The sequence below is a fragment of the Proteus faecis genome, assembly GCF_030286765.1.
GTDB classification, from domain to species: Bacteria; Pseudomonadota; Gammaproteobacteria; order Enterobacterales; family Enterobacteriaceae; genus Proteus; species Proteus faecis.
In genome coordinates, this window is record NZ_JASVWV010000001.1 from 567,802 (window position 1) to 592,756 (window position 24,955).

General features: G+C 36.9%; 19 protein-coding genes. 2 read left to right on the forward strand and 17 right to left on the reverse strand.

All coding sequences use genetic code 11. From position 1 onward, the window contains the following. Positions 1–64: 64 nt before the first annotated feature. From QSH13_RS02795 to cmoM, 8 genes are all read right to left on the reverse strand, one after another. Complete coding sequence (locus tag QSH13_RS02795) at positions 65–715, reverse strand: MBL fold metallo-hydrolase (protein ID WP_286038806.1); 651 nt, start codon at positions 713–715, stop codon at positions 65–67. A 38-nt stretch (positions 716–753) separates the two neighbouring features. Further along, a complete protein-coding gene (mepK, locus tag QSH13_RS02800; RefSeq protein ID WP_109398013.1) occupies positions 754–1,302 on the reverse strand; it encodes a peptidoglycan L,D-endopeptidase MepK in 549 nt (182 codons plus the stop codon). Positions 1,303–1,628: 326 nt separating this feature from the next. Then, positions 1,629–3,356 (reverse strand): L,D-transpeptidase, encoded by a 1,728-nt coding sequence (gene ldtD / locus QSH13_RS02805; RefSeq protein WP_286038807.1) that lies wholly within the window; start codon positions 3,354–3,356, stop codon positions 1,629–1,631. Positions 3,357–3,708: 352 nt separating this feature from the next. Further along, a complete protein-coding gene (gene aphA / locus QSH13_RS02810) occupies positions 3,709–4,422 on the reverse strand; it encodes an acid phosphatase AphA (RefSeq protein WP_286038808.1) in 714 nt (237 codons plus the stop codon). A gap of 225 nt (positions 4,423–4,647) precedes the next feature. Beyond that, complete coding sequence (mukB, locus tag QSH13_RS02815; RefSeq protein ID WP_109406443.1) at positions 4,648–9,108, reverse strand: chromosome partition protein MukB; 4,461 nt, start codon at positions 9,106–9,108, stop codon at positions 4,648–4,650. After that, positions 9,105–9,833: a chromosome partition protein MukE gene (gene mukE, locus QSH13_RS02820; RefSeq protein ID WP_006537402.1), complete on the reverse strand. Its 729-nt coding sequence runs from the start codon at positions 9,831–9,833 to the stop codon at positions 9,105–9,107. The genes mukB and mukE overlap by 4 nt, the downstream gene beginning before the upstream one ends. Then, the gene (mukF, locus tag QSH13_RS02825) at positions 9,814–11,136 is read right to left on the reverse strand and encodes a chromosome partition protein MukF (RefSeq protein WP_109398017.1); all 1,323 of its coding nucleotides are present in this window, start codon (positions 11,134–11,136) and stop codon (positions 9,814–9,816) included. The genes mukE and mukF overlap by 20 nt, the downstream gene beginning before the upstream one ends. Before the next feature lie 9 nt (positions 11,137–11,145). Continuing rightward, positions 11,146–11,919: a tRNA uridine 5-oxyacetic acid(34) methyltransferase CmoM gene (gene cmoM, locus QSH13_RS02830; protein ID WP_109398018.1), complete on the reverse strand. Its 774-nt coding sequence runs from the start codon at positions 11,917–11,919 to the stop codon at positions 11,146–11,148. 375 nt (positions 11,920–12,294) lie between these two features. Here cmoM and elyC point away from each other — a divergent pair, with 375 nt between their 5' ends. Together elyC and QSH13_RS02840 are read left to right on the forward strand one after the other, a co-directional pair. Next, positions 12,295–13,128 (forward strand): envelope biogenesis factor ElyC, encoded by an 834-nt coding sequence (gene elyC, locus QSH13_RS02835; RefSeq protein ID WP_286038809.1) that lies wholly within the window; start codon positions 12,295–12,297, stop codon positions 13,126–13,128. Positions 13,129–13,537: 409 nt separating this feature from the next. Further along, positions 13,538–14,461, forward strand: a complete 924-nt coding sequence (locus QSH13_RS02840; RefSeq protein WP_109398020.1) for an AEC family transporter — start codon at positions 13,538–13,540, stop codon at positions 14,459–14,461. Positions 14,462–14,568: 107 nt separating this feature from the next. Here the strand turns inward: QSH13_RS02840 and mqo are convergent, their stop codons facing one another. From mqo to ihfB, 9 genes are all read right to left on the reverse strand, one after another. Next, positions 14,569–16,065 carry a malate dehydrogenase (quinone) gene (gene mqo, locus QSH13_RS02845; RefSeq protein ID WP_286038810.1) on the reverse strand — a complete coding sequence of 499 codons (1,497 nt, stop codon included), beginning with the start codon at positions 16,063–16,065 and terminating at the stop codon, positions 14,569–14,571. A gap of 12 nt (positions 16,066–16,077) precedes the next feature. Beyond that, complete coding sequence (locus QSH13_RS02850; RefSeq protein ID WP_006537410.1) at positions 16,078–16,473, reverse strand: cupin domain-containing protein; 396 nt, start codon at positions 16,471–16,473, stop codon at positions 16,078–16,080. Positions 16,474–17,028: 555 nt separating this feature from the next. After that, positions 17,029–17,790: a 3-deoxy-manno-octulosonate cytidylyltransferase gene (gene kdsB, locus QSH13_RS02855; RefSeq protein ID WP_185901910.1), complete on the reverse strand. Its 762-nt coding sequence runs from the start codon at positions 17,788–17,790 to the stop codon at positions 17,029–17,031. A gap of 4 nt (positions 17,791–17,794) precedes the next feature. Further along, positions 17,795–17,974, reverse strand: a complete 180-nt coding sequence (locus QSH13_RS02860; RefSeq protein ID WP_004244593.1) for a Trm112 family protein — start codon at positions 17,972–17,974, stop codon at positions 17,795–17,797. A 415-nt stretch (positions 17,975–18,389) separates the two neighbouring features. Further along, positions 18,390–18,605 carry a cold-shock protein gene (locus tag QSH13_RS02865; RefSeq protein ID WP_023581324.1) on the reverse strand — a complete coding sequence of 72 codons (216 nt, stop codon included), beginning with the start codon at positions 18,603–18,605 and terminating at the stop codon, positions 18,390–18,392. Positions 18,606–19,107: 502 nt separating this feature from the next. Next, positions 19,108–20,097, reverse strand: coding sequence for a tetraacyldisaccharide 4'-kinase (lpxK, locus tag QSH13_RS02870; RefSeq protein WP_196544893.1), 990 nt, complete (start codon positions 20,095–20,097; stop codon positions 19,108–19,110). Next, positions 20,094–21,839, reverse strand: a complete 1,746-nt coding sequence (gene msbA, locus QSH13_RS02875; protein WP_109406445.1) for a lipid A ABC transporter ATP-binding protein/permease MsbA — start codon at positions 21,837–21,839, stop codon at positions 20,094–20,096. Before msbA ends, lpxK begins: the two co-directional genes overlap by 4 nt. Before the next feature lie 36 nt (positions 21,840–21,875). Next, positions 21,876–24,254, reverse strand: coding sequence for a DNA internalization-related competence protein ComEC/Rec2 (locus QSH13_RS02880; RefSeq protein ID WP_336621754.1), 2,379 nt, complete (start codon positions 24,252–24,254; stop codon positions 21,876–21,878). A gap of 390 nt (positions 24,255–24,644) precedes the next feature. Next, a complete protein-coding gene (gene ihfB, locus QSH13_RS02885; RefSeq protein ID WP_006537420.1) occupies positions 24,645–24,932 on the reverse strand; it encodes an integration host factor subunit beta in 288 nt (95 codons plus the stop codon). Positions 24,933–24,955 lie beyond the last annotated feature (23 nt).

Genomic DNA, 24,955 nt, shown 5'->3' on the forward strand with positions numbered 1-24,955 from the left:
TTTTTATTCATAAAAAAAAGCTCTTTATAATAAAGAGCTTTCATTTATTTATATCAGTGTGTGATCACCAGATTGGCATCTCATCTTGTAAAAAAGGATTATATTGGCGTTCATGCCCTAAATTAGACATCGGCCCGTGTCCCGGAATAAACAGATAATCATCGCCTAAAGGTAAAACTTTATTTTTGATTGAAGCAATAAGATCGCCATAATTTCCACGCGGAAAATCGGTACGACCAATACTTTCTTTGAATAACACATCTCCCATGGAGATAATTTTATTCTGATGGTTCACAAAAATAATATGTCCCGGTGTGTGGCCAGGGCAATGTAATACAGATAACGAAATTGTTTTACCTATCGTGACGATATCACCTTCATTTAACCAACTATCTGGTGTAAATGACTTTCCACAAGGAAAATTAAACATACGGCACTGTTGTTCTAATTCTTCTAATAAGAAATTATCATCTTTATGAGGACCATAAACAGGAACATTGAAGTGCTCAACAATTTGTGAGGTGCCTGCAATATGATCAAAGTGCCCATGTGTTAATAATACTTTGGTCAATGTTAATTGGCGTTCTTCTATTTCTGCAATTAACGTTTCAACATCACCGCCGGGATCAACAATTGCGGCTTCCTTCGTTTCATCACACCAAATAAGGGTGCAATTTTGCATATAGTTTGTCACAGGTACAATGTGATACATCATGAATCACTCCACTCTCTATTTATCTAATTCTCAATAGATTACCATGAGCGAACCGGTCCTGTATCAATATGCACAAAATTACTTCTAGGATAATAACCTACACCACCTGCTTTCATTCTTAATGCAACCTGGCGCACTTTAGAAAGCTCAGTGCCGACTAAACGAAAATCCATTGCTTGCCCACGCGTGTGATAGCTCTTCTTTGCCACTCCACTACTACTATGACGTAGATTATTATTGGTCGCTAAAGAGCGATAACCTGAAATAAGTTCAACAGGCTTATTATTATTAAGCATCACTTGCAATAAGTAGATTTGGTCAAATAGTGCGGGATCAATCGTTTTAATTTTATTTTGACGATAATCTCTAAAAAGATGATTTAATTTGGCAAGCTCATGTTTATTATAGCGTTTTCCATCAAAAAACTCGGCTTTAATAGTTTCACCAGTATTTAAATTATTAAAGCGAAGGATTTTTGGACGAGGTGTTGCTAATGAAGCAAATGCATGAGAAGGCAATAACCCTAACCCCACTGCGGCCATACCAAGCCCCAGCCACTTACGGCGATGTGAATCAATAATATCCATAGTATATGCACTCAACAAATTATTTCAGGAGGAAGAACCTTTATTATGACAATATTTTTCCTGAATTGTTTCTTATGGTTTGTATAGTATTGTAAATAACACTTCGTTTCAATTTATCAACATTTCAAATCTTATTAATTTAGTTATTTATACTAAATACTCTTTTTATCATTATAATTTTATTGGAATTTTTAAAAGTATTTTATAAATTATAATTTTTTCATACTTTTATTATAGAACATAATTTTTACATTTATCTTATTGATTGATATATAAAAAAGGATGGGCAATATATCCATCCTTTATTCAACGTCTATTTATTTATATTACAAATATTTCTTAATACTCTCTAAATACGGCTCTGCATTTGAAATGCTTTTATCATAACCATAAATATCTGCACGATATTGAGGTGCATTTTCCTGAGCGACCCATGCTGTTTGATAATATAAATAAACCGGAATACGTTCAGGAATTGGCGCATATTGTGTTGAACCACGTTTTAATGCTGCATCAATTCTATCCTGTTTCCATCCAGCATCGCCCAATAAAATTGAAGCAAGTTCGGAGGCTTTATTAACACGAATACAGCCAGAACTGATTGCCCTCATATTTTTTGCAAATAGTGAATGATTTGGTGTGTCATGCAGATATATCGCATCTGAATTTGGCATATTAAATTTATAACGACCTAATGAGTTTGTTGGCCCAGGAGCCTGCCAAATTCGGTAAGGAAAGTTATTTGCACTCACATTTTGCCAATCAATATCGTAAGGGTTAATAGGATAAGCATCATTCCCCCACCCTGAATAAATAGTATAGCCCTTACGACTAAAGTAACTAGGGTCTGCTTTACCTCTAGGCACAATGTCTTTACGTGTCATACTTGTTGGTACATTCCAAGGGGGATTAACCACGACATTATTAAGTGCACTACTCATAATCGGTGTTTTTCTATCAGGGCGACCAACAATGACTTTTGAGTCAAGAATAAGCTCGTTATTAGCATAAAAATAGAGCGAGAAATCAGGAATATTAACCCAAATTCCAGTATCACCAATAGCAGGCGTCAGGCGAAGGCGCTGAATATTTAATGCCATAATGCTAGCACGTTGTGCTGGTGTCATATTTAACCATACTCGTGTTTGTCGCCCAATAACACCATCGGGCTCTAACCCATGAGCAGTTTGAAATAATTTAACAGCTGCAACTAAAGACGCATCATAAACGGTTGTCGCAATTTCTTGCTCGTTCGTTGCCAACTCAGGAATTAATTTTAAATTACGTAAAATCTGTCTCAGCGGTACAACTTCTTGTGATGATTGATTTGGCTTTAATGATGTCGTTCCTTTCATTTCTGGCCAAACAACAGAACTATGTAATTGCTTTCGCACTTCCTCTTTCATTAAAGCGTAATAAGGGTGAGATGGTGCATAAGAAATAACAAAGCTACCTAACGTGTTATTTTGAATATTTTGTTGTAGCTCAATTACTGAATTATCGGAGGGAGCGGATAATCCTTGTGTTGCACTGCGATACAGTAAAGATGCGCCGGATTTATTTACTTGCTCAACAAAACTGATATAACCTAAAAAAGCATCTGATAAAATAATATCACGCCCTTCTTTAGTTAATTCAGGTGTTTCTAATTGTGTTAACCATTGTCCAAACTGAGGCTGAATGCCTGAAATAGCCACTTCTGCTATTTGTTGCTGTAATTGCTGTACTATTTTTTCATCTTGCCAAATTAATGCCAGATTATTCGCTTGGTACATTTTCACAAGCTGAGTTAAATATGAAGGTTTGTAACCTATAGGAAGCCATGATTGCAGTTTTGTTCTTACTGCTAACTCAGTCAATTGTGGGGCATTCATAACCACAATTGCAGGTGCTGGCATAGCTTCGTTATTCACAGGAACTAACGCCGTGTTTTCTGTTTCGGGCGCTGATAAAGTCACCGACTCTGTTTCTGTCGCTATTGCATAATGCCCAGAAAGGAGTGTTCCTATAACAACTGAATATGCGATTGCTCTTTTAATTGGTTGATGCGCCATAATTCCTCTACCCTCATTCCTTATTATTATTTTGGTATCCTAGAATATTAGATGAGCTAGGCAAAGAGTTTTATAGGAATAAACTAATATTTTTAACGTTTTGTAAGCCCTTGATAGAAATTTAGTTTTTTTCAATCAAAAAAAGACTATTTAGCTATTTTTATATTCAAATATATTATTTAAATAAAGGTGCAATAAAAGAACAAAAAACAGACAAATTAAAAATAAGCTTTCAAAAAATAATAAAGAGTTGTGAAGAGATAAATAAAATTATTTTAATAAAAGATATTTTAAAATAGAAAAAGGCGCAGTTTCCTACGCCTTACAAATAGAGGTAAACAAAGGGGAAAGATTAAAACTCTGAATTGATAACGACTTCTTCACCAAACTGACCTGCTTTTGGCAGTGGTTGATAAGAAGAGTTAGCAGCACGCAGAATACGGATACCACGGATGTTCAGTTCATCTGCTGCTGCGATATCAGCATCAGCATCACCATAGTAAATTTTCAGTTTGTGATCACGCATCCAGCTTACTTTGTTATTTGCGCCAGGCTGGTCACCCGCAAAAATAACAGGCTGCATTTTATCAGCAGGAATATTTAAGCCTTCTTGTACATATTTGGTCACTGTCTCAGTTTTAGTTTGAGTACGACCAGTAATGAAATAAACAGTATCTCCACGTTTTAAGTGCATCTGAACAAGATCGATACCGACTTGTTTAGGCATACTGAATTTATCCCACTCGTTATTCATTTTTTCCCAGAATTCTGGATTTTTCAGGTAGCTAAAATCGTTTGGAGAGTATTCCAATTTACCACGATAGAAACCTGGGCTTGAGAACAGAACGGTGTCATCAATATCAAAACCAACGGCCATCGGTGCTTGACCTGCAAGGCTTTTTTCAATATCTGCAACAGAAACCCAATGAATTGGTTGTTGTTGAGCGAGTTGTGCGACGGTAACGCCTGGGCTAACAACTTCTGGCATATGAACTTTTGCCATTGCCGCGCCATTTAAACTTAACGCTAAAGCAATTGCACTAAAAGCTAACGTGACTTTACGCATTCTCTTTCCTTTAAATTTTTATAGTAATCACATACGGATGCGATCATAAACATCATGATTACATTTAAATGAGATATGGCGCACGTTATACCATTTAAGATTTCATTTTTTTGTTAATTTACTTTCATTTTTTGATCTGTGTAACACTTTAAAAGAATAAGGCACTATGAGCATAAACCCGTAGTGCCTTATTCTTGCCCTCTTAAGGCTAATAATCGAATAAAATTATTCTGTTATTTCAGCAACATTTGATGATGCAATTTTATCTTTTTCAGCCTGTTGACCAAAACCTTTTAATCCAACCACATGTACATGCTCGGTACCATTGAACACTTTACGCACTAGTTTATAAGTTGTCCCTTTTTCTGGGCTGATATTTTCTGGTGCCGCAATAATTAACTGCATATCAAGACGCTCGCAAAGCTCAAATAACGTCGCAATAGATTTCGCATCCAAACGTGCGGCTTCATCAAGGAAGAGTAAACGACAAGGAGAAATATCTTTTCCTCTTAAGCGTCGTGATTCTTCTTCCCAGCTTTGTACAACCATCACCAGAATTGACATCCCCGTACCAATCGCTTCACCTGTTGATAAAGCACCACTTTCCGCTTTTAACCAACCTTCTGGCCCACGATTAACTTCAACATCCATTTCAAGGTAATTACGGTAATCTAACAGCTCTTCACCCACGGTTTGTGGCATACGTTGACCAATATCCACTTGAGGATTCAAACGCTGATAAAGTTTCGCCATTGCTTCGGAGAAAGTCAGATTTTGGTTTTTAAATAGATCTTGATACTGGCTATCTTCTTCAGATAACACATCCAATAATACTTGATGACTTTCACGAATATTAACGTTGAGTCGGACACCTCGCACCTGTCCAAATGAAACCGCTTGCAAACCTTGGTTTAACATACGAATACGGTTTTGTTCTCGCTGAATAGTTTTACGAATAATATTCGCAACACTTCGTGAACTAATCGCTAATTTTTGCTCACGGCTAGTTAACTCTTCTGTTAAGCGAGCAAGTTCGATTTCCATTTGTTCAATTGCATCAACTGGATCATCGGTTTTAATGATGTCTTGACGAATACGCTCTCTTAAATGCTGGTATACCGCAATAAAGAACTGAACTTTACGATCAGGATATTTCGCATCTTCTGAACGACGTAACGCATCACGTAAATATTCATTATCTGCAACCGCTTGGCGTAAAGCACCTAACGCTTTATCCGACATTGAACGTAGTTCATCAGCAGAAAGGTAAGCAAAATCTCGTCGATGTAAACGACGTTCCATACCATTTTCTTTCACCAATCGCATAACAGCGCACCAACCCGCTTTTGCACTTACAACATGATCACGAATTTGAATGTAGTCACGTTCAAGTTTACGAATTTTCTTGGTTAGGTTATCTCGCTCAGCTTCACTCAGTGCGATATCTCGCTCAAGTTGACTAATACGCGAGCGGTTTTCACTTACCGCTGAATAGCGTTGATCGCGAAGCTCTTTAGCTCTTGCTTCTGCGCCAATATCGATATGGATCCCTGTATCACGCATCTCTTGCTCAAGTTCTCTGAGCAATTCCGATTTCGTGTCGAAGGAACTTTTTAATGAGGCAAGCACTTGATTAAATTGAGCGCATTGTGCTTGTTGCTGACGATAAAGTTCTCTTGCCGTAGCGCGCTCTGTTTCTGCCATCTCTAAGCGGTGACGTAGCTTCTCATTAAGATCACTATTTTCACTGACAATCTCAACGGCATCACTATAACTAAAGTGTGGGCGACGCTGTACCACTTCCACCAGCAAGAAAGCCTGCTGCTGATAACGTTGCTGCTCTGCTTTTGCCTGCTCGTAATCTTGCGCTAATTGTTCATGTGCTTGTGGATCACTTTGCAAGATAGAAGCAATCGGCTCTAATGTTGCTAATGCTTTTTCGTGACGCTGTAAATGACGCATTGATTCTTCAGCGGCATACAGCTCTTCGCGTAACTCTTCAACGCGATCAATCAGAGTTTCATCCATCAAGATATTAACTTGAGGAATAAGTTTATTAAGAAGATTTAGCGATTCTTTAGCTCGTGAATAATGTTGACGCTGTTGCTGAGTACTCTCTTCGTATTGTGCTAATGCTCTTTCTAGCTCGTTACGTCGTTGATTAAGCTGGCGAATATCTTCTTCAGGATCAGCCTCAAAAGCGACAGAAATGTGTTGTCCGACAAACTGACTAAAAGCATGGTGAGCACGTTGGATCTTCTGTACATCAAAAGCTTGTGTTGCATAAAGCTCAGAAAGCTCATCTCGCTGACGCGACAAAATTTCTAATTGATTTTCACGCGCAGCTCGACCAAACAGTGGAATTTCAGGGTAGCGAGAATAACGCCATTGTCTATCTGAACTCTTAATAAGAACAGCTTTATCCATCTCTTGTGCATTAAATACACTGTCATCGAAAGATTGTGGGTCGCCTTCGATAAAATAGAGATCTTCAGGGCAATCTTCTAATGTTTCTAACTGCTCCTGAATTTGAGATAGATCTTGTACAACAATCGCATGACGTGCAGGGCCATATAATGCAGAGAAATAAGGCGCATCGTCTAAGGTAATATCATCATAAATTTCTGATAATAAAACACCATTAAAACGTTCAGCTAACGTAATTAATCGCCCATCTTCAGCACCACTTGGCTGACTTAAACGTTCAATTTGCGCTTCAATCTGTTGTTTACGAGTTGCAGTTTCATCACGTAATACCGTTGCTTCGCGCTCTTTTTCAAGTAACTGTTGCATATATTCTGTTACTTGATGACCCGTATCAAAAGATTGACGAGTCTGCTCACATAATTGTGTTAACGCATCTTGAGCTGCAAGCCATGCTGGCGCTTGTTTTTTCAGCTTTTCAATTTGTTGTTTAAGTTGGTCTAACTCTTGGCGCATCTGCATACGCTGTTCGCCAGATTCATTAACGTAATCGCTAAGTTCTTCAATTTTTGCTTCTAATTCATCTTGAAGAATTAACAAATCATCAGGCTCCATCGACTTACCATGATGTTTATTAAACTCTTCAAGTTGACGTTCAGCAGTATTTCGTTGATGTAAACGCTGTTCTAACTCAGCTAACTGCATACGAATAGGATGAACCCTATCCGCTTGATGTCGATGCGAAGACCATTCACGTAATGCCGTTTTTGCTGCTTCCCATGCATTTTGGCGTTCAACCTCACCGACAATCGAACTTACCAATTTATAAGCTTGATCAAATTGCGTTTTAGCTGCTTCAGAAACATTGAGTTTCTGCTCCATAGAGAGCAAAGAATGAGTAATGGTTTGAATTTTTGCTTGAATACGTTCAGCCCATTGTTCTGCATTAGTTTCATCTAAATCAGCAATACCACATTGTGCTTTTGCTCGCTCTAAAGCCTGCACTGCTTGACGATATTGAATTGCACGTGTTTGTTGTACATCTAAAGCCTGCTGATAATCTGCTAGCTGATTCTTCAGCTCATCAACTTCTTCTTCGGCTGACTCTACGCGAGCTTCAAGCTCTTCTTTCTTAGATGCAGCTTCTTCAACGACTTCACTTTGTTCTTCTAAACGGAAAGTGATCTCTTCGACATCAGCGACATAACGGTCAATTTTTTCTTGTTGACGAACGGCATTTTGTACTAGGTTTAATCGATCACTTGCTGCTTGATAGTCAGCTTCAAGATCAGAAGAAAGCGCTTGTTGTTCTTCTAATTCTTTACCCATTTCAATAAAACGATATGCTTCGTTATTAATGGATTTACGCTGACTCCATAATTCACGACGTACAGTTAAAGCTTCATCAAGATGAACGCGTCTTTCATTAGCATGACGCATATAATCCGCAGCAACATAAGACGTAGCTTCTGTGATCAGGTGTTTAAATAAATCACGATCGGATTGTGTGACGCGAATCGCTTCAAGTGTCATGCGATTTTCACGTAATGCGCCTTCCATATCTTGGAACGCTTTTCTTACACCACTATTTTCAGGTAATAAATAATCACGTAAAGAGCGAGTAATCGCACTTGAGATACCGCCATATAATGAGGCTTCAATTAAACGATAGAATTTTGCGCGATCACTGGCTGAACGTAAACGTTTAGGAATAACACCCAAGTCAAACATTACAGCATGGAAATCAGTGATAGAATTAAATTGTCTAAAAACAACGCCATCAATCGCTTCAACTTTCTCTTTTAACTCATTTAAAGGGAGTACTCGAGCTTGGCGATCTGCAACAGCTTGCGTCAAAATTTCCGTTGGATTTTCCGCCATTGGCAACCCTTGGATCATAAAGGGTTTGATATCAACTTTCTTATCACGCCCTGCAATCTGCTGTAAACGAACACCGACCACAGCACGTAAGTGACGCGAGTTGATCACATCTAATACGGCATAACACACACCAGGACGCAATTTCCCGTACAACCCTTTATCACGAGATCCGCTTGTCGATCCTGCTTCTGTGGTATTACGAAAATGAAGTAAAGTAAGATCAGGGATCATAGCTGTGATAAATGCAGCCATAGTGGTTGATTTACCCGCACCATTACCACCTGATAACGTAGTCACCAACTCATCTAAATCAAAAGTACGAGCAAAGAACCCATTCCAGTTGATAAGTGTTAATGAGCGAAATTTTCCCCGTTCAATCATTTATTTTCTTCCTCCGCATCATCTTCACTGGATTGTAACTGCTCATCTTCATTTTCTTCATCGTTTAGTGCTTCTGAACCGCTTTCAAGCGCCATTGCTTCACCATCACGGATCATTCTCATTTGAGCTTCGATAGGATCATCACCACTGCGTACATCAGCCCCAAAACGGAAAACAGATTCAGTAATTGAAAAACGTTGCATATCATTTAATAAAAATGAAATCATCCCTAAACGACGTAAACGATTTAAAGAAGTCCTCATTTTTTCTTGTAATTTTTGCAAATCAAGATCAGAACCTGTTGAACGTTGATTCACTAAACGTAAAAGTTTGCTTTCATCTGCTAATGTTCTTAATTCATCGAACAGCTCTTGAACGGTGAATATTCCCTGATTCGCTAATCGTTCAGGGCTAAGATAGAGATAACAAAGTATTTTCCCCACCAACATATCCATCTCAGAGAGAACTGAGCGTGGAATAAGCGTGGTTGAACGAGGTCGCAAATAGAAGAAACCTTCCGGCGCTCGAATTAATTCAACGTTATAACGTGCATAAAAGTCTGATAACTCATCTTGAAAGTCCATCAAAAAAGCATGATTATCCAGAGAGTCTATACCGATATGTCGACCTGCACGTAACTGGCTATCCAGTTCAGGAAAAAGTGAGTTCGCTAATGCCTGCGCCAGTTTTGCTGGCATAAATTGTTCAGTATGTATCGATGACATGCGCTTGTACCTTAGCTCCATATTCGTTAATTTCTGACCATTTTGCAGGCAATCCTGCGAGCTCAGCTTTCGCTACACCTAATCGTACGGCTTGATCAATAACAATACGTGCAACATCAAAATGTTTCTGTTGCGGATAACGATTAAGGTATTCTACTAATACTGAGCTGAGATCTAATGCTCGTTGTTCTAATTTGTAAGAAACAAGTTCTTGTTCTACCCATTGTGCTATCTGTTCATTCACTTCACTGAACATTTGATATTCAAGCTCTTCGGGCAACTCACCCGTGACTTCTTCATCACGTAGAACCAGTTCTTCATCACGCATATCAAACAGCCGATCAGCATTAGCGTAAGTTAATGCCCATGGGCTGTCGAAATAGTTTTGTACGGATTGACGTAAGCGGCGAGAAAAAATACGGTTTTTATCCATATCAATCGCGGTACGAATAAATTTATGGACATGTCTATCGTATCCAATCCATAAATCAATAGATTGCTGACCCCAACTAATAATGCGGTCTAACTTACTTTGAAGTTCAAATACTAATGTATCTATTTGCTCAACATGGCCTGTATTCATGTTTGCTTCTTGAATACGTAAAAGATTAGCTTGAAGTTTGTCGCCGGCTGCTTCAAGCGTATCTTGTAACTCTCTTAATGTACCTGATGTTTCAGATAGCAACTGTTCACAACTTGAAATAGCCGCTTGCCAATCTTGGTTTAATAGCGCTGCAATATCTTCTTTTACTGTATTTTGCTGCTCATCCATAATTCGCTGAGATAAATCAATGCTATCGAAAATTTCCGCCACAGAATATTTTAGGGGCGCAAAAACATTACGATGCCAATGATATTCATCACCACCGTCTTCAGCAGAGCTAGCAGCAGAATCAAGCTCACCCGCCACAATAGAAAGTTGCATAGATAAGCGCAATGATGAAAATTCACGTTGGCGAATATAGTAATCACTAATTCCAATGCCCAACGGGGTTAAGCGGTATATTGCATTACCTTCTACCAACTCACTGGTAAAACGGTTAAAAAGTCGCTGCTTTACCATGTCATTAATGGCATTATTCGCGCGAACTTGTATTGATTCTGCGGGTTGTTCGAAACCTTTGCACACTTCTCTAAAGGCATCAATTAACTCCCCTTCACTAATTTCGCCATCAAGGCGCTCGCTGTTTAATACAGCGACGGCCATCAAAAAAGCTAATCTTTCTGGTGGCAGTGAGATTGAAAAATCATTTTTTCTCGCCCAAGACACTAACTCAGGAACGGTCTGGGTAAAATCACTCATAGTACATCCTTAATTTACACGCTTTTGTGCCATGACATGAATGTAACGCCCCAGACTGATATAGGGCTCTTGCCGACAATATCGTTGCTCTAATGCAAGCAACGATGGAAAATCTTTATTTTGTAACTGACGACTTTGCAAATAATCATGGAAAACACGGACACCTGTTTTTCCTAATATTATCATTGAAAATTCATCTAACCATTGATAAACATCTTCAGGTTGCAACGGATTTTGAGGTGATAGCGATTTTTTTCTTCTACGTGGTATTTCAGGATTTGCCAGATGAAAATTTCCTAAAATCGCATTTCTCATGACAATACCATTCGCATTGTAAAACATCAGCGATAAGATACCATTAGGTAGCAACATATCAGTAAGAACATTTACGGCGTCTTTCTGATCCGTGATCCATTCCAATACTGCATGAAATAGAACTAAGTCAACCTTTTCATCTATATGCTCTTTAATCTCTTGAGCTGCACAACAAATAAACCTCATGTTTTCGGCAACACCCTCTTCAATCGCTGCCTCTTGAGCACGATTGAGCATCTCTTGCGATAAATCACATAAGATAATTTGGTGTCCTAATTTAGCAAGCTGACGAGAGAAATATCCTTCACCTCCACCTGCATCTAAAATACGTAAGCTTCGATTAGGTAAGAGAGTCAATAATTGTTGTAAATCTTCCCAAATCACCGCCTGACGTATTTTACCCTTTGTTGTGCCATAGATATTGCGGGAGAATTTATCTGCAATATCGTCAAAATTACGATCTGACATTAAAACGCCTCATGATAACAACTTACTACTTGCGCTCTTTGCGTTCTGATAAATTCAAAAATATGAGACACTGTACATAAATAAAGACGACAATTTTACCAGTGTTCTATGATACTGACTGTTTTCTCTAAAGAAATAAGTCATGAATCAGACTATTCGCAAAGCGAAGTATAAATATAACGCTTATTAATGAAAAAATTAACGTTCAAACGTTTATCGTTTTATAAATAATTAAATGGCTCTTTATTTCTATTGATGAAAACTTAGTGAAACGTTGTTGTGTTAGCTATTTTGACACAACGTCTTGGAATTCCCCTAGTTTTCACTAAGCTTTCGCTATCAATTGCATGTATTTCACTCAATCTAGGATGATTTATGCTGTTTTTGCTCAAAAAATACGTTGCAGGCTTTCTGATGCCCTTGCCTTTGCTCTTATTAATCGCCTTTTTTGCATTAGCACTACTTTGGTTTACTCGTTGGCAAAAAACAGGAAAAAGCCTACTCACTGTAGTGCTTATTCTGTTAACTATTTTAGGCATACAACCTGTTGCCGATACACTATTAATGCCAAGTGAAAAAGAGTATCAAGCTCGCTATGAATTACGAGAAAATTCGCAACAAGATGTGAACTACATTGTTGTTTTAGGTGGTGGATTTACTTATAACCCAGAATGGGCACCTAGCGCTAACCTTCTCAATAATAGCTTATTTCGTGTTACAGAAGGTGTTAGACTTTATTATCGCAATCCTAATGCAACACTAATTTTTACAGGTGGCGCAGGTGTTAATCAGATAAGTAATGCAGAAGTTGCCGCACAAGTGGCTCAATCTTTAGGCGTGCCGGCAAATAAAACTATTGCACTATCAACACCGAAAGATACTGAAGAAGAAGCCTATGAAGTTGATAAGCTAATTGGTAAACAACCTTTTCTCCTTGTGACTTCTGCCAACCATTTAGCGCGTGCAGAACGTTTCTTTTTAGCACGAAATATGAATCCCATCGTTGCACCTGCTAACCAATTGGCTATTACTTCACCATTACATCCTTGGGAAAAATATTTCCCTTCTGCCACTTATTTTCAACACAGTGAACGTGCATGGTATGAATTTTTAGGATCAATTTGGCAATCAGTAAAACCCGCAGGGCGGCCTACAGAAATACCAGAAAATGCTCATTATCCATCAAATAAAATAAATTCAGATAAGTGATCTAATCTCTATACTGAACCTCAATATAGAGGTTCAGTTTTCCCTCAATAACCAATTCATTGAATACTCAATATATTTCTATTATTAACATGCATTATATTCTATAACAAAGTTATAGTTATGTTACGCTTAGGTATATAGGTAGTTTATTAGAAACGATGTTATATATCATAAAATATACTCTCCTAAGTATTACTTGCTAAACAAAGTGTTATTTTGAGTACAGTAAAATAACATCGCCATTTATTTCTTGAATATTCTCAAATATCTTCGATAATTAAAAACACTTGATTTTAATTACTAGGTAATAATACAGATTTTCTTTATTTATATAAAAATAACTCTTTTTTAATTAGTTATAAATATTTGAATAAAGTAAAAATACCTATATTAAGCAATCAGAGGTAATATGTTACTACAAACCATTTTATCAGCACTGGGGCCAATTATATTAGGACTTTTAGTTGGATGGCTCTCAGGTAAATATGGATTTATAAAAAGAGAATATTCACAAGCCTTTGCTGATTTTGTCGTTAAAATAGCACTACCATTCGCACTATTTCTAGCGGCAACACAAGCTTCTCCATCTATTTTCTATAACATAGATTATCTATTAGCCCTCGCATTAGGACTACTTATTTCTTATCTTATAGGTTTTTTAGGAGGCAAACTCTTTTTTAAACATGATAAAAAGAATTCAGCCATGCAAGCATTGTCAGTCTCATTCCCAGATATGGCATATTGTGGACCACCTGTATTACTGGCTACGGTCGGTTCATCAGGTTTAATTGCAATGGTGATCGGTAATTTGATTTACACTATCATTATCCTACCTTTTACCATGATGATTATCAGTGGCACCAAGCAAGGAAAAGGCATCTTTCAATCATTGCTTAATGCCATTTCCCAGCCATTAGTTTTTCTGCCTATTTTTGGCGCTATATTAGCTATTCTCGGCATTAAACTCCCAGAAATTTTGCAAAATTCAGTCAATGAAATAGGGAAAACTTCGGGTGGAGTTGCTTTATTTTTCTTAGGTTTGTTAATTTCAGGTATTAAGCTTAAAGTTAATACTGAAATTATCTTTAATGTGATAATAAAAAATATTGTACAAGGTGCATTAATTTTAGGTATTGGATTTGCCCTTGGGTTGGAAACTGAATTATTAAAAGCGGTATTTTTAATTGGCGTATTACCTACTGCAACAGCGGTGCCAGCTTTAGCCATTTCATATAAAACTTATACGGATATGGCAACAGGAACTGTATTATTAAGTACATTATGTTCATTATTTTCTATTATTGGCGGTATTGCTATTGTAGAAATGATGTGATTTTCTAAGTTCATTTACTTGGAAAAATATTATTTATACTAACAATACGGATAAAAAATAAAACAGCCCCATATTACAGGGCTGTTTTATTTTTATAAGTACTATGACTAAAGTGTATCTAATTTTAATGTTTTGGCTGTTGATTCACGAATATTGCGACACGCATCCGCATCCACTTTGAGATCAATACCATAAGTTGGAATAATCGTTTTAAGACGTTCTTCCCAACCATCATTTTCAAGCTGATCTTTAAAACAAGACTTAATAATATTAATAGCAATAAATGCCGCGGTAGAAGCACCCGGCGATGCTCCTAATAATACCGAAAATGATTTATCTGCGCTGCTAATTAACTCAGTACCAAATTCTAATACACCATGATGCTTAGCTTCAGGTTTAATAATCTGAACACGCTGTCCAGCCACAGCCTCTTGCCAATCTTCATGCTGTGCCTGAGGATAGAACTGTTTGAGCATTTCAAATTGATGTGCCGAAGTTTGTAATACTTGCCCAATTAAATATTCAGTCAATGACCAGTTATCTTTTGCTACATCAAGCATCGGTTCTATATTACTGGGGCGAATTGATTCAAATAAATCTAAATAAGAACCCTGTTTTAAAAACTTACTCGAAAATCCAGCATAAGGGCCAAAGAGCAGAGAGCGTTTACCCGCAATAATACGAGTATCAAGATGTGGCACAGACATCGGTGGTGAACCTACATCTGCTTTCCCATAAACTTTAGCATGATGACGATTACAGATTTTATCTTCATCACAGCGCAACCAAATGCCACTAACCGGGAATCCACCATAACCTTTACCTTCTGGAATACCTGATTTTTGTAACAAATCGATAGCGCGTCCCCCCGCACCAACAAAAACATATCTAGCGGAAATAATGTATTTATCATGAGTGGTTAGATCTCTGACTTCTATATTCCAACCACCCGAATTATTCCTTTTTATATCAATAACATCATGTTTATAGTGCAACTCAAAATTATTTTGTAAGGAAAGTTGCTTAACTAAGAGATGTGTTAATGCGCCATAATCGACATCAGTACCTGTAGTAACGCGAGTCACCGCAAGTTGTTGATTAGGATCACGCCCTTCCATTATTAATGGCGCCCAATTTTCAATTTGTTTTTTATCTTCACTGTATTCCATATTTTCATAACAGTGATTAGCAGACATTTGGCGATAACGTTGATGAAGAAATTTAACATTATCAGCCCCCCACACAAAACTCATATGTGGGCAAGCATGAATAAAATCTCGAGGATCAGTAATTTTGCCTTTTGTGACTAAATAAGACCATAATTGACGAGATAGATCGAATTCTGTATTAACTTCTAATGCTTTACTGATATTCACAGTTCCATCAGAATTTGGAGGCGTATAATTTAATTCACAGTTAGCTGCATGTCCGGTCCCTGCATTGTTCCATGAATTAGAGCTCTCTTGACCACAATCATTTAATCTTTCGAACATAGCGATTTTTAAACTCGGTTCAAGCTCTTTAAGTAATGTACCGAGCGTCGCACTCATGATACCAGCGCCAATTAATGCGATATCAACCTGCTCACTAATAGGTTTATTCATAACAACTCCCAATTAGTTGGTTGTTTTATTAGGTTTAAAACATAATCCTGCGTCTTCTTTATAGACAACATAAGCACGACGCCAAGGCTCATTATCTAAAAGACGCCATTTATGGCCAGTGCCACTATTATCTTGTGCTAATAACACATCACCCGGCCTAATAATGAAAGTTGAACCATCTTTTACTTCAAATTCTAATGTACCAGATAGTGTAATAACATAGCGAGGAACGGGATCCTGATGCCAATCATAAGAACCTCCAGAAGTTGTTTCCCTAAACGATAATTCTGAAACATTGATAGGTAAACTTTCCCGATCGCCTTGTGAGCTATCTTTAAATTCAATGACACCTTCTTCAAATAACGAATTGCCATCTTCTCCAGTCCATAAACGAACACAACGGATCATATTTTCAAACTCCTTTAATAATTTTATACTTAAAATTACTTAAAATTTGATAATTATTTAGTATAGATAATATTCTTACTACTTTCCCCAATTAGCATCAAAATTAAATATTTTTATTATTAAAAAAGTATAGCAGTAATTGAATTATATAATTGATTATTAGATCGAATATTCAATAGGTTGTTCAAAAAAAAATAGTATTATTTACAAAGAATATTCCGATAATTTGTTATATTTCTCAGTCGTTCTTGAATATTTTATTTTTTTATTTAATCTTTTTAACCCGTTACATAAATTGAGATTTTGCTACTCTGATGAAAAATTATTTTTACTGAGGCTCAAATCATCAATATCTTGAAACTGCGAATTAAGGAGTAAAAGAATTAGATATTTGTCGCTAAATGGTGGGATAACATCAATTATTACAATCATAAATCTAATTTAGCAATAATTAACTCAATAATATTAAGTAGTTAATTTAACTTAAAGAAAAAATATAAAAACGGCACTTAATAAAATAAGTGCCGCTAGATATTTTAGATTTTAATATAATAATTAAAATTCTTGGTTCAGTGCACGATAGGCAGCTCTTGCTGCAATTAGATCATCTTGTGTATCTACACCTACTCCGGGGACTTCTAATGCTTTTGCAACATGGATTTTTTCGCCATACCACAGTACACGTAGTTGCTCTAACATTTCAATAGATTCTAATGGGCTTGGTTCCCAAGTAATATATCGACGTATAAAGCCTGCACGATAAGCATAAATACCAATATGGCGTAGATAATGCTCACCAATTTCATCATGTGATAAATTAAAACGGTCTCTTTCCCAAGGAATGGTTGCACGAGAAAAATAAAGTGCGAAACCTTTTGCATCCATCACGACTTTCACCGCATTAGGGTTAAAAGCTTCTTTTGAATCAACAATAGGCACCGCCAATGTTGCCATTCCTGCACCACAACTTGCTAAATTTTCAGCAACTTGGGTAATAATAGCGGGTGGAATAAGAGGCTCATCACCTTGTACGTTAACGATTATCTCATCATCGGAAAATTGATACTTTTCAATGACTTCGGCTAAACGTTCTGTACCTGAATGGTGATCTTCGCGAGTCATACACGCTTCCCCGCCCGCTTTTTCAACTGCTGCAACGACATCTAAATTATCAGTTGCAACAATGACACGGTTTGCACCAGAGCGCATAGCTTGTTCCATTACACGAACAATCATAGGTTTGCCATGAATATCCGCGAGGGGTTTACCCGGTAAACGGGTCGATGCATATCGACCCGGGATAATGACCGTGAACATGAAATTACTTTTCCTCTTCTAGTGACAATTCTCTTGCTTCATTCTCCAGAAGAACGGGGATATTGTCACGAACAGGATAAGCTAAATGATCAATTTTGCAGATAAGCTCTGAATTTTCTTTATCAAAGATAAGTTTGCCGTGGCAAACTGGACAAGCAATAATTTCGAGTAAGCGGTGATCCATTTTGTCCCTCTCAAGGGTTAATCATTTTATAGGGCAAAAGGATATCATAAGGAATGATCAGCGTTAATACTCAAAACCACTCGTTTAGTGATAATTCGAAAATAATTTTAGCTATTAATAAATTTATTATTTTCTCTTTTACTATAAGCAACAAAAAAGCCACATTAATGTGGCTTTTTATCGTTGAGTCTGCAACATCATTAATAAAGAATTACATTCAGCTTTTATTGATAATAATTTAACCTTTTTATTATCTTTATTGCATTCTAATTAACGAAAGCACTCTTTTATATTACTTACTTCAGCACGGTGGTAAACTATTTCCGCTTACCTACCTAAAATAGGCATAAACGATAATTTAATCTCAATGCTAAACTATCGTTTTATCTACATCTTTGACAAGGCTAAGCCTTATTTAAAACCCGATAACATCAGCGGCTTCTAAACCTGCTGCTGTTCTGATAACAGAAAATTCAACGTCTTGGCCTTCTGTTAATGCTTTATTTTTTGTATTGGCAATCGCTTTTTTATTGACATAAACTTCTTGTTCAATATCTCTTGCAACAATAAGACCATAACCTTTGTTATTGTCAAACCATTTTACGCGACCCATTCTTAATTGTAATGTCATGATAGATAAACTCCTTTTGTTCTTTGTATAGTTTTATTTTCCTATACATATGCATCCTACTTTTTATTAAGTCTTCGTATATAAAACCCCAATTAAATTCTGAACACATTAATTTAAGTAGTGCATTTTATTATTCAATATAAATGTTCAAAATCGTGATAGCTAAGCTTAATAAATATCATAAAGCTCAATAAATATTTACAGTATCAATATGACAAAAAAATGACATGTTGATATTTATTGCACACTGATAAAAAGATAACCGAATATAGCGATAATGAATCACCAGCAAAAATGGTTTTCATCGTTCGTTGTGTACAAAAGTCGACATCAAACTATTAACTCTACATCTAAGATCCACAAACTCTCCACACAAGGCTTTTGAGTAGATAGGGTAATGACGAGTTAAATTGAACTACGACAAAAGCGATATGCAACTATAGGTAGGTAATCTTTTATGTAACGCTATCCTGATTTCCACTATAAATATCATTGTTTCAGATCAGATACAAGTTTTTTTCGAGCCGTAAATTAAATTGCTGACTTGTTTTAGCACAGATTGACTATTTAATTCAGCGCTAACCGGTAAATACCACCAATTATCTTGCGCAAAATGCTGACATTTAACAGCATCCTTTTCTGTCATAATAAGGGGTTCTAAATCAGGTGTTAAATCTTGTAATTCTTGGGCACTATAATCACTATGATCACTAAATGATTTTGTTGTGATTAACTCTACTCCTTTTTCATTTAAAGAGTTAAAAAATCGAGGTGGATGACCAATTCCAGCGATAGCAACAGCTTTTTTAATTTGCTGAACGGGTTTCTTTTCTCCCGTTTTAAGATTCACTGCAATATCACCTTCCAGCGTCATGCCTATCTCGTTACCTTGACTTACCCCACCATTAACAATAATTGCATCTACTGACTTTAAGCGTCCTACACGCTCTCGCATAGGGCCTGCTGGTAACCACCAACCATTGCCAAACCGACGCAGACCATCAATGACAACAATTTCATAATCTCGTTGTAATGCATAATGCTGTAAACCATCATCCGTAATGATAACATCAAGCTTATATTGAGCTAATAACGCTTTTACTGCATCTCGTCGATTAGGAGCAACCGCCACGGGAACACCAGTTCGATGATGAATCAATACAGGCTCATCACCTGCCATGGCAGGTGATGTATCCGAGGCCAAAAGTAATGGATAATGGTCTGATTTCCCGCCGTAACCACGAGAGACAACACCTGGTTTAAATCCCCGCTGTATTAATTGCTCAACAAGCCATATCACAACGGGTGTTTTACCATTCCCACCTGCGGTTAAATTACCAACAATCACAACAGGAACGGGAGCTTTCCATGATGCTAACCACCCTTTCTGATATGCAAAACGCCTTAACAGTGTGATCACACCATACAACCATGAGAATGGAAGCAATAGGATATAAAACCAAGATTTACCAGACCAAATCCGTTCAATCATTTGCCAAATTGCATCCTGTGAAGTTGTGCATAAATACCTTTTTTCTCAATCAAATCAAGGTGTGCGCCACGTTCAATAATTTCACCATCTTCAATAACCAATATTTCATCTGCTTTTTCAATCGTCGATAAACGGTGAGCAATGACTAAAGAGGTTCTGTTTCGTTGTAGTTCATCAAGTGCTGACTGGATAGCTCGTTCTGATTCTGTATCTAGCGCCGATGTTGCTTCATCAAGAATAAGAATTGGTGAATCTCGTAATAACGCTCTTGCTATTGCAATACGCTGACGTTGTCCACCTGAAAGTAACACGCCATTTTCACCAATTTCAGTATCTAAGCCTTTATCCATTTTTTGGATAAAATCCATCGCATGTGCCATTTTCGCTGCTTTTTCAATATCTTCACGGGTATACTGATCTTCACAAGCGTAGACGATATTGTTTGCTACAGTTTCATTAAAAAGATGTACATTTTGAGAAACTAGTGCAACTTGGTTACGCAAAGATTTCAATGTGTATTCACGAATATCATGACCATTAATCAATATCTCACCTTCATTAATGTCATAAAAACGAGTGAGCAAATTTGCAATCGTAGACTTACCTGACCCAGAACGCCCAACTAATGCAACAGTTTTCCCGGCGGGAATAGTAAATGATATGTTTTTCAGTGCCGGCGTATCTTTTGTGACATATTGGAAAGTTACATTACGAAACTCAATATCACCTGTTGGTTTTTTCAGTTCAAGTTTACCCGTGTCTTTTTCTTGCTCCATATCGAGAATAGCAAATAGCGTTTGACAAGCAGCCATACCACGCTGAAATTGAGCATTGACATTAGTCAGTGATTTCAACGGGCGCATTAATGCAACCATTGAGGAAAAGACAACCGTAATTGTACCCGCTGTTAATGTTTCCATAATTTCAGGGAAACTTGCTGCATACAGGACAAAGGCTAATGCGAAAGAAGCAATCAATTGAATAATAGGATCTGAAATTGACGACGCGACAACCATACGCATACCTTGGCGACGAATATGATTACTCACATGGTTAAAGCGTTTATTTTCAACTTCTTGACCATTAAAAATCAGGACTTCTTTATGTCCTTTTAGCATTTGTTCTGCGCTAGTTGTCACTTGCCCCATGCTATTTTGGATTCGTTTACTGATGGTTCTAAAACGAGTTGATACCAAACGGATAACAACTGCTACAATAGGCGCGATCACAATAAGGATCAGGGATAATTGCCAGCTATAGTAAAACATCAAACAAAATAGCCCGATGATATAAGCACCTTCACGCACTACAGTAATTAATGCACCTGATGATGAAGAGGCAACTTGCTCTGAATCATATGTGATACGGGAAAGTAAAGTCCCTGTTGATTGCTGATCAAAAAAGCTCACCGGCATTCCCATAATATGAGAAAACAGTCGGCGACGCATATTCATTACTACTTTTCCAGATACCCAAGAAAGGCAGTAACTTGAAATAAAGTTAGATATACCACGCAGAACTATCAGTCCAATAACGGCAAAAGGCATCCATTTTAATACGTCATTGCTGGCTTTACCAAACCCTTCATCAAGAAGCGGTTTTAATAAAGAAATCATAAATGCATCCACACCCGCATTAACGACTAATGCAATTGCAGCAACGATTAAACCCGCTTTGAAAAGTCGGATCATTGGCCATAAGCGGCGGAATGTTTGCCACGTTGATAGATCTATATCATTCATATATATTACCAAACTTTTAATAATTAGCCGGTCATTCTACTCGGGAAACGTCAAAATACCAAACCACTGATGATACCAACGAGGTAAAATATCTCGTCTATAGGTAAATACATCAATATTATCTTGATTGAACTCGACAGAAACTTGACCACTAACAGAGGTTGTTAGCCAATTAATAGCTTCTTTTTTATAACGAAGATGTACTTTATCAGAAGGTAAACGCCAAGGGCTATAACGAGCAGCAGAAACGAGCGCAATTTTTGGCGATACTGCTTGAATAAACATCAATGTGGAGGATGTTTGACTACCATGATGAGGAACTTGTAAAACATCCGCTTTCAGTTGATCTTTTTTTACTCTTACCAATTGAGCTTCAGCTTCTTTCTCTATATCTCCAGTCAAAAGAATAGTATGTTTACCATCGCTAATATTAATCACACAGGATTGATTGTTCTTCGGGGAGAGTAATTTATTTGGTGGCCATAATGCATCAAATTGAAGCCCTTTCCACTGCCATGATTTATTGCTTAAGCAAGCTAAATGAGAAGGATCGTCAAAACTACTGCGAATGCTTAAGTGAGGATAAGCTTTTATTAAATCTTTAATTCCTCCCGTATGATCAAGATGGTCATGACTAATTATCAATGCAACTGGTTTAAGTCGATGACTTTTTAAATAAGGAATAATGACACTTTTGGCAATTGAACCACCACTTTTCCAACGCATTCCCGTGTCATAAATAATCGCCTCCCCTTCTTTTTCAATAATAACCGCCAAACCATGTCCAACATCTAGCATAGATATTCGCCATTGATAGTGTGATGAAGCTACGAATTCACAATATAAAATAGCGCCAAGAGCCACAATACAAATAAAGTGGTGATACCACCATGACATTTTAATGATTAAAATAATACCTATGCCCAAAAAACCTAATAATAAAGGGATAGCGCCGATATCTTGCCAAAATGGTAAAAATAATGGAGAACACCAAAAAGCAAGGTTAATAGAAAGATCAACCCAATGCCAAATTATTGGTTGTAAAAATGAGAGAAAAAATGTCAATAATCCAAACATTATTAATGGCACAGTAATAAAAGAAATAACAGGAACCGCCCATAAATTAACGATAAAACTAAAAAAATTAGCACCATTAAATAAATATAATTGAAATGGTAATAAAATTATTAATAAACCAAATTGTAAATGTATCAATCTTAAAATAAACCACCGCTTTTGATAATTATATTGAATTTTTAATGGATACATCCAATACCAAAAAATAATGGCAAATACAGCAGAAAATGAAAGCCAAAAACTGGCAGAAAGAATAGAAAGAGGCTCAACAATCAGAATGAGTGCAGCACTCCAAAGTGCCCATTGCCAAGGTAAAAATAATCGGCTCCCCGAATGTAAAATAACCCAAACGGTTAATCCTATCACAGCTCTTGTTGCCGGTATTCCCCAACCTGATAACGTGGCATAGAAAACACCACATAGCCAAGCTATAACTAATGGAAACTGTGGATTAATCCATCTGATAGGAAAAAGAAATTGAATACCTCTTGCAATACCCCAACCAACAAAGGCAGCTAAACCTATATGTAAACCCGATATCACAATTAAATGAGCAACCCCTGTTTTCATATAGAGATCTTTTTTCTCGGGTTCGATATGTCGTTTATCGCCTAAAACTAGAGCAATAATTTCACCTTTATTTTGTGTGGTTTGCCAATAAGCTGAGATTGTCTGAATAAGTTGAGTACGCAGTGATATATCATCTCGAATAAACTTAGCTGACATCACTTTACCCGTTAATGTTTCTTTCATAGAAACAGCATATTTTTGGTTATCAAATCCACCTTGATTTAAATAGCTATGGACAGCTCTGAATTGAATTTTAAACTTCCAATGCTGGCCTGCCATTATATTTTTAGGCGGATTTCGCCAATACACATTGGCATAAACAGATGATGAAAAGAGTGTTTTTTTCGTAATAGGTATTTTGATAATAATATTACCATCTGTTAATTGGCGATACTCTATTACCTTGGTTTCAATGGTTGCTACATTATCAGCAAATTGTTCCGTTCTCGTCATTAAGGATGACGCTACCATATTTGAATAAACCCAGAAAAATAGAAATATTGCTAAAAATCGGAATAAGCAAAAAGGGATCAGTAATAGAAAGAGTGCAACAAGAATAATAATGTAATAAATAGTCTGGCTAAAAAGTGAATGTTGAATTAATAATGGTAAACAACCTAATATCATCGCCAAAGCAATATTATCTAAAGTTAACCTTGTGAAATAGAGTTTTTGAAAATAGGTTGAATGAAAACACCTCCGTTTTATTGATATCACCTCTAACCCAAAAAAACTCATCATTCGATTCAATAAAATCATTTCCAGCATCCTTACTTTCAATCATTCTTTAAATATCATGATGTTATCATTTGATTAAAGAAAGGATTTTAGACCGTTTTTTAGCAGTACTTTATAAAAAGAAAAAGCGCCCTTGCTACATACAATAAATTTTGAGAAGAAACTCGTAAAAAGCGAAACAACTAAGTGATATTGGTAATTAAGTAGAGAAATTAAAACTGAAACAGAATACAGTAATAAAAAAGAAAGATGCTAATGAGATAAAGCCAATAGAGCGAATCAATAATTCAGGATTAGAAATAGAAGAAGATTAGAGAGGAGAAAAACAGACTAAAAGCCATAATAATTAGTAATAAAAAACGGCACCTAAGCGCCGTTTTGAGAAAGTTAACTAACATTGTGCCATTTCGACAGGAGTTATTATTCCGTATAAATATTTACACGGTCACGTAACTCTTTACCAGGCTTAAAGTGTGGAACGTATTTACCTTCCAGATCTACTTTATCACCAGTCTTCGGGTTACGACCCGTACGCGGCGCACGGTAGTGTAGAGAAAAACTGCCGAATCCGCGGACTTCGATACGCTCACCATCAGCTAAAGTATCAGCCATATGATCAAGCATTTCTTTTACAGCTTCTTCAACCGTCTTAGCCGAAAGATGAGATTGTAGGCCTGCAAGTCTCTCGATTAACTCAGACTTGGTCATATTACCTCCCTAAACTACCGATA

Coding starts and splice junctions, on each gene's coding strand:
- QSH13_RS02795 (WP_286038806.1), bottom strand. CDS start 715: ATGATGTATCACATTGTACCTGTGACAAACTATATGCAAAATTGCACC.
- mepK (WP_109398013.1), bottom strand. CDS start 1,302: ATGGATATTATTGATTCACATCGCCGTAAGTGGCTGGGGCTTGGTATG.
- ldtD (WP_286038807.1), bottom strand. CDS start 3,356: ATGGCGCATCAACCAATTAAAAGAGCAATCGCATATTCAGTTGTTATA.
- aphA (WP_286038808.1), bottom strand. CDS start 4,422: ATGCGTAAAGTCACGTTAGCTTTTAGTGCAATTGCTTTAGCGTTAAGT.
- mukB (WP_109406443.1), bottom strand. CDS start 9,108: ATGATTGAACGGGGAAAATTTCGCTCATTAACACTTATCAACTGGAAT.
- mukE (WP_006537402.1), bottom strand. CDS start 9,833: ATGTCATCGATACATACTGAACAATTTATGCCAGCAAAACTGGCGCAG.
- mukF (WP_109398017.1), bottom strand. CDS start 11,136: ATGAGTGATTTTACCCAGACCGTTCCTGAGTTAGTGTCTTGGGCGAGA.
- cmoM (WP_109398018.1), bottom strand. CDS start 11,919: ATGTCAGATCGTAATTTTGACGATATTGCAGATAAATTCTCCCGCAAT.
- elyC (WP_286038809.1), top strand. CDS start 12,295: ATGCTGTTTTTGCTCAAAAAATACGTTGCAGGCTTTCTGATGCCCTTG.
- QSH13_RS02840 (WP_109398020.1), top strand. CDS start 13,538: ATGTTACTACAAACCATTTTATCAGCACTGGGGCCAATTATATTAGGA.
- mqo (WP_286038810.1), bottom strand. CDS start 16,065: ATGAATAAACCTATTAGTGAGCAGGTTGATATCGCATTAATTGGCGCT.
- QSH13_RS02850 (WP_006537410.1), bottom strand. CDS start 16,473: ATGATCCGTTGTGTTCGTTTATGGACTGGAGAAGATGGCAATTCGTTA.
- kdsB (WP_185901910.1), bottom strand. CDS start 17,790: ATGTTCACGGTCATTATCCCGGGTCGATATGCATCGACCCGTTTACCG.
- QSH13_RS02860 (WP_004244593.1), bottom strand. CDS start 17,974: ATGGATCACCGCTTACTCGAAATTATTGCTTGTCCAGTTTGCCACGGC.
- QSH13_RS02865 (WP_023581324.1), bottom strand. CDS start 18,605: ATGACATTACAATTAAGAATGGGTCGCGTAAAATGGTTTGACAATAAC.
- lpxK (WP_196544893.1), bottom strand. CDS start 20,097: ATGATTGAACGGATTTGGTCTGGTAAATCTTGGTTTTATATCCTATTG.
- msbA (WP_109406445.1), bottom strand. CDS start 21,839: ATGAATGATATAGATCTATCAACGTGGCAAACATTCCGCCGCTTATGG.
- QSH13_RS02880 (WP_336621754.1), bottom strand. CDS start 24,254: ATGCTGGAAATGATTTTATTGAATCGAATGATGAGTTTTTTTGGGTTA.
- ihfB (WP_006537420.1), bottom strand. CDS start 24,932: ATGACCAAGTCTGAGTTAATCGAGAGACTTGCAGGCCTACAATCTCAT.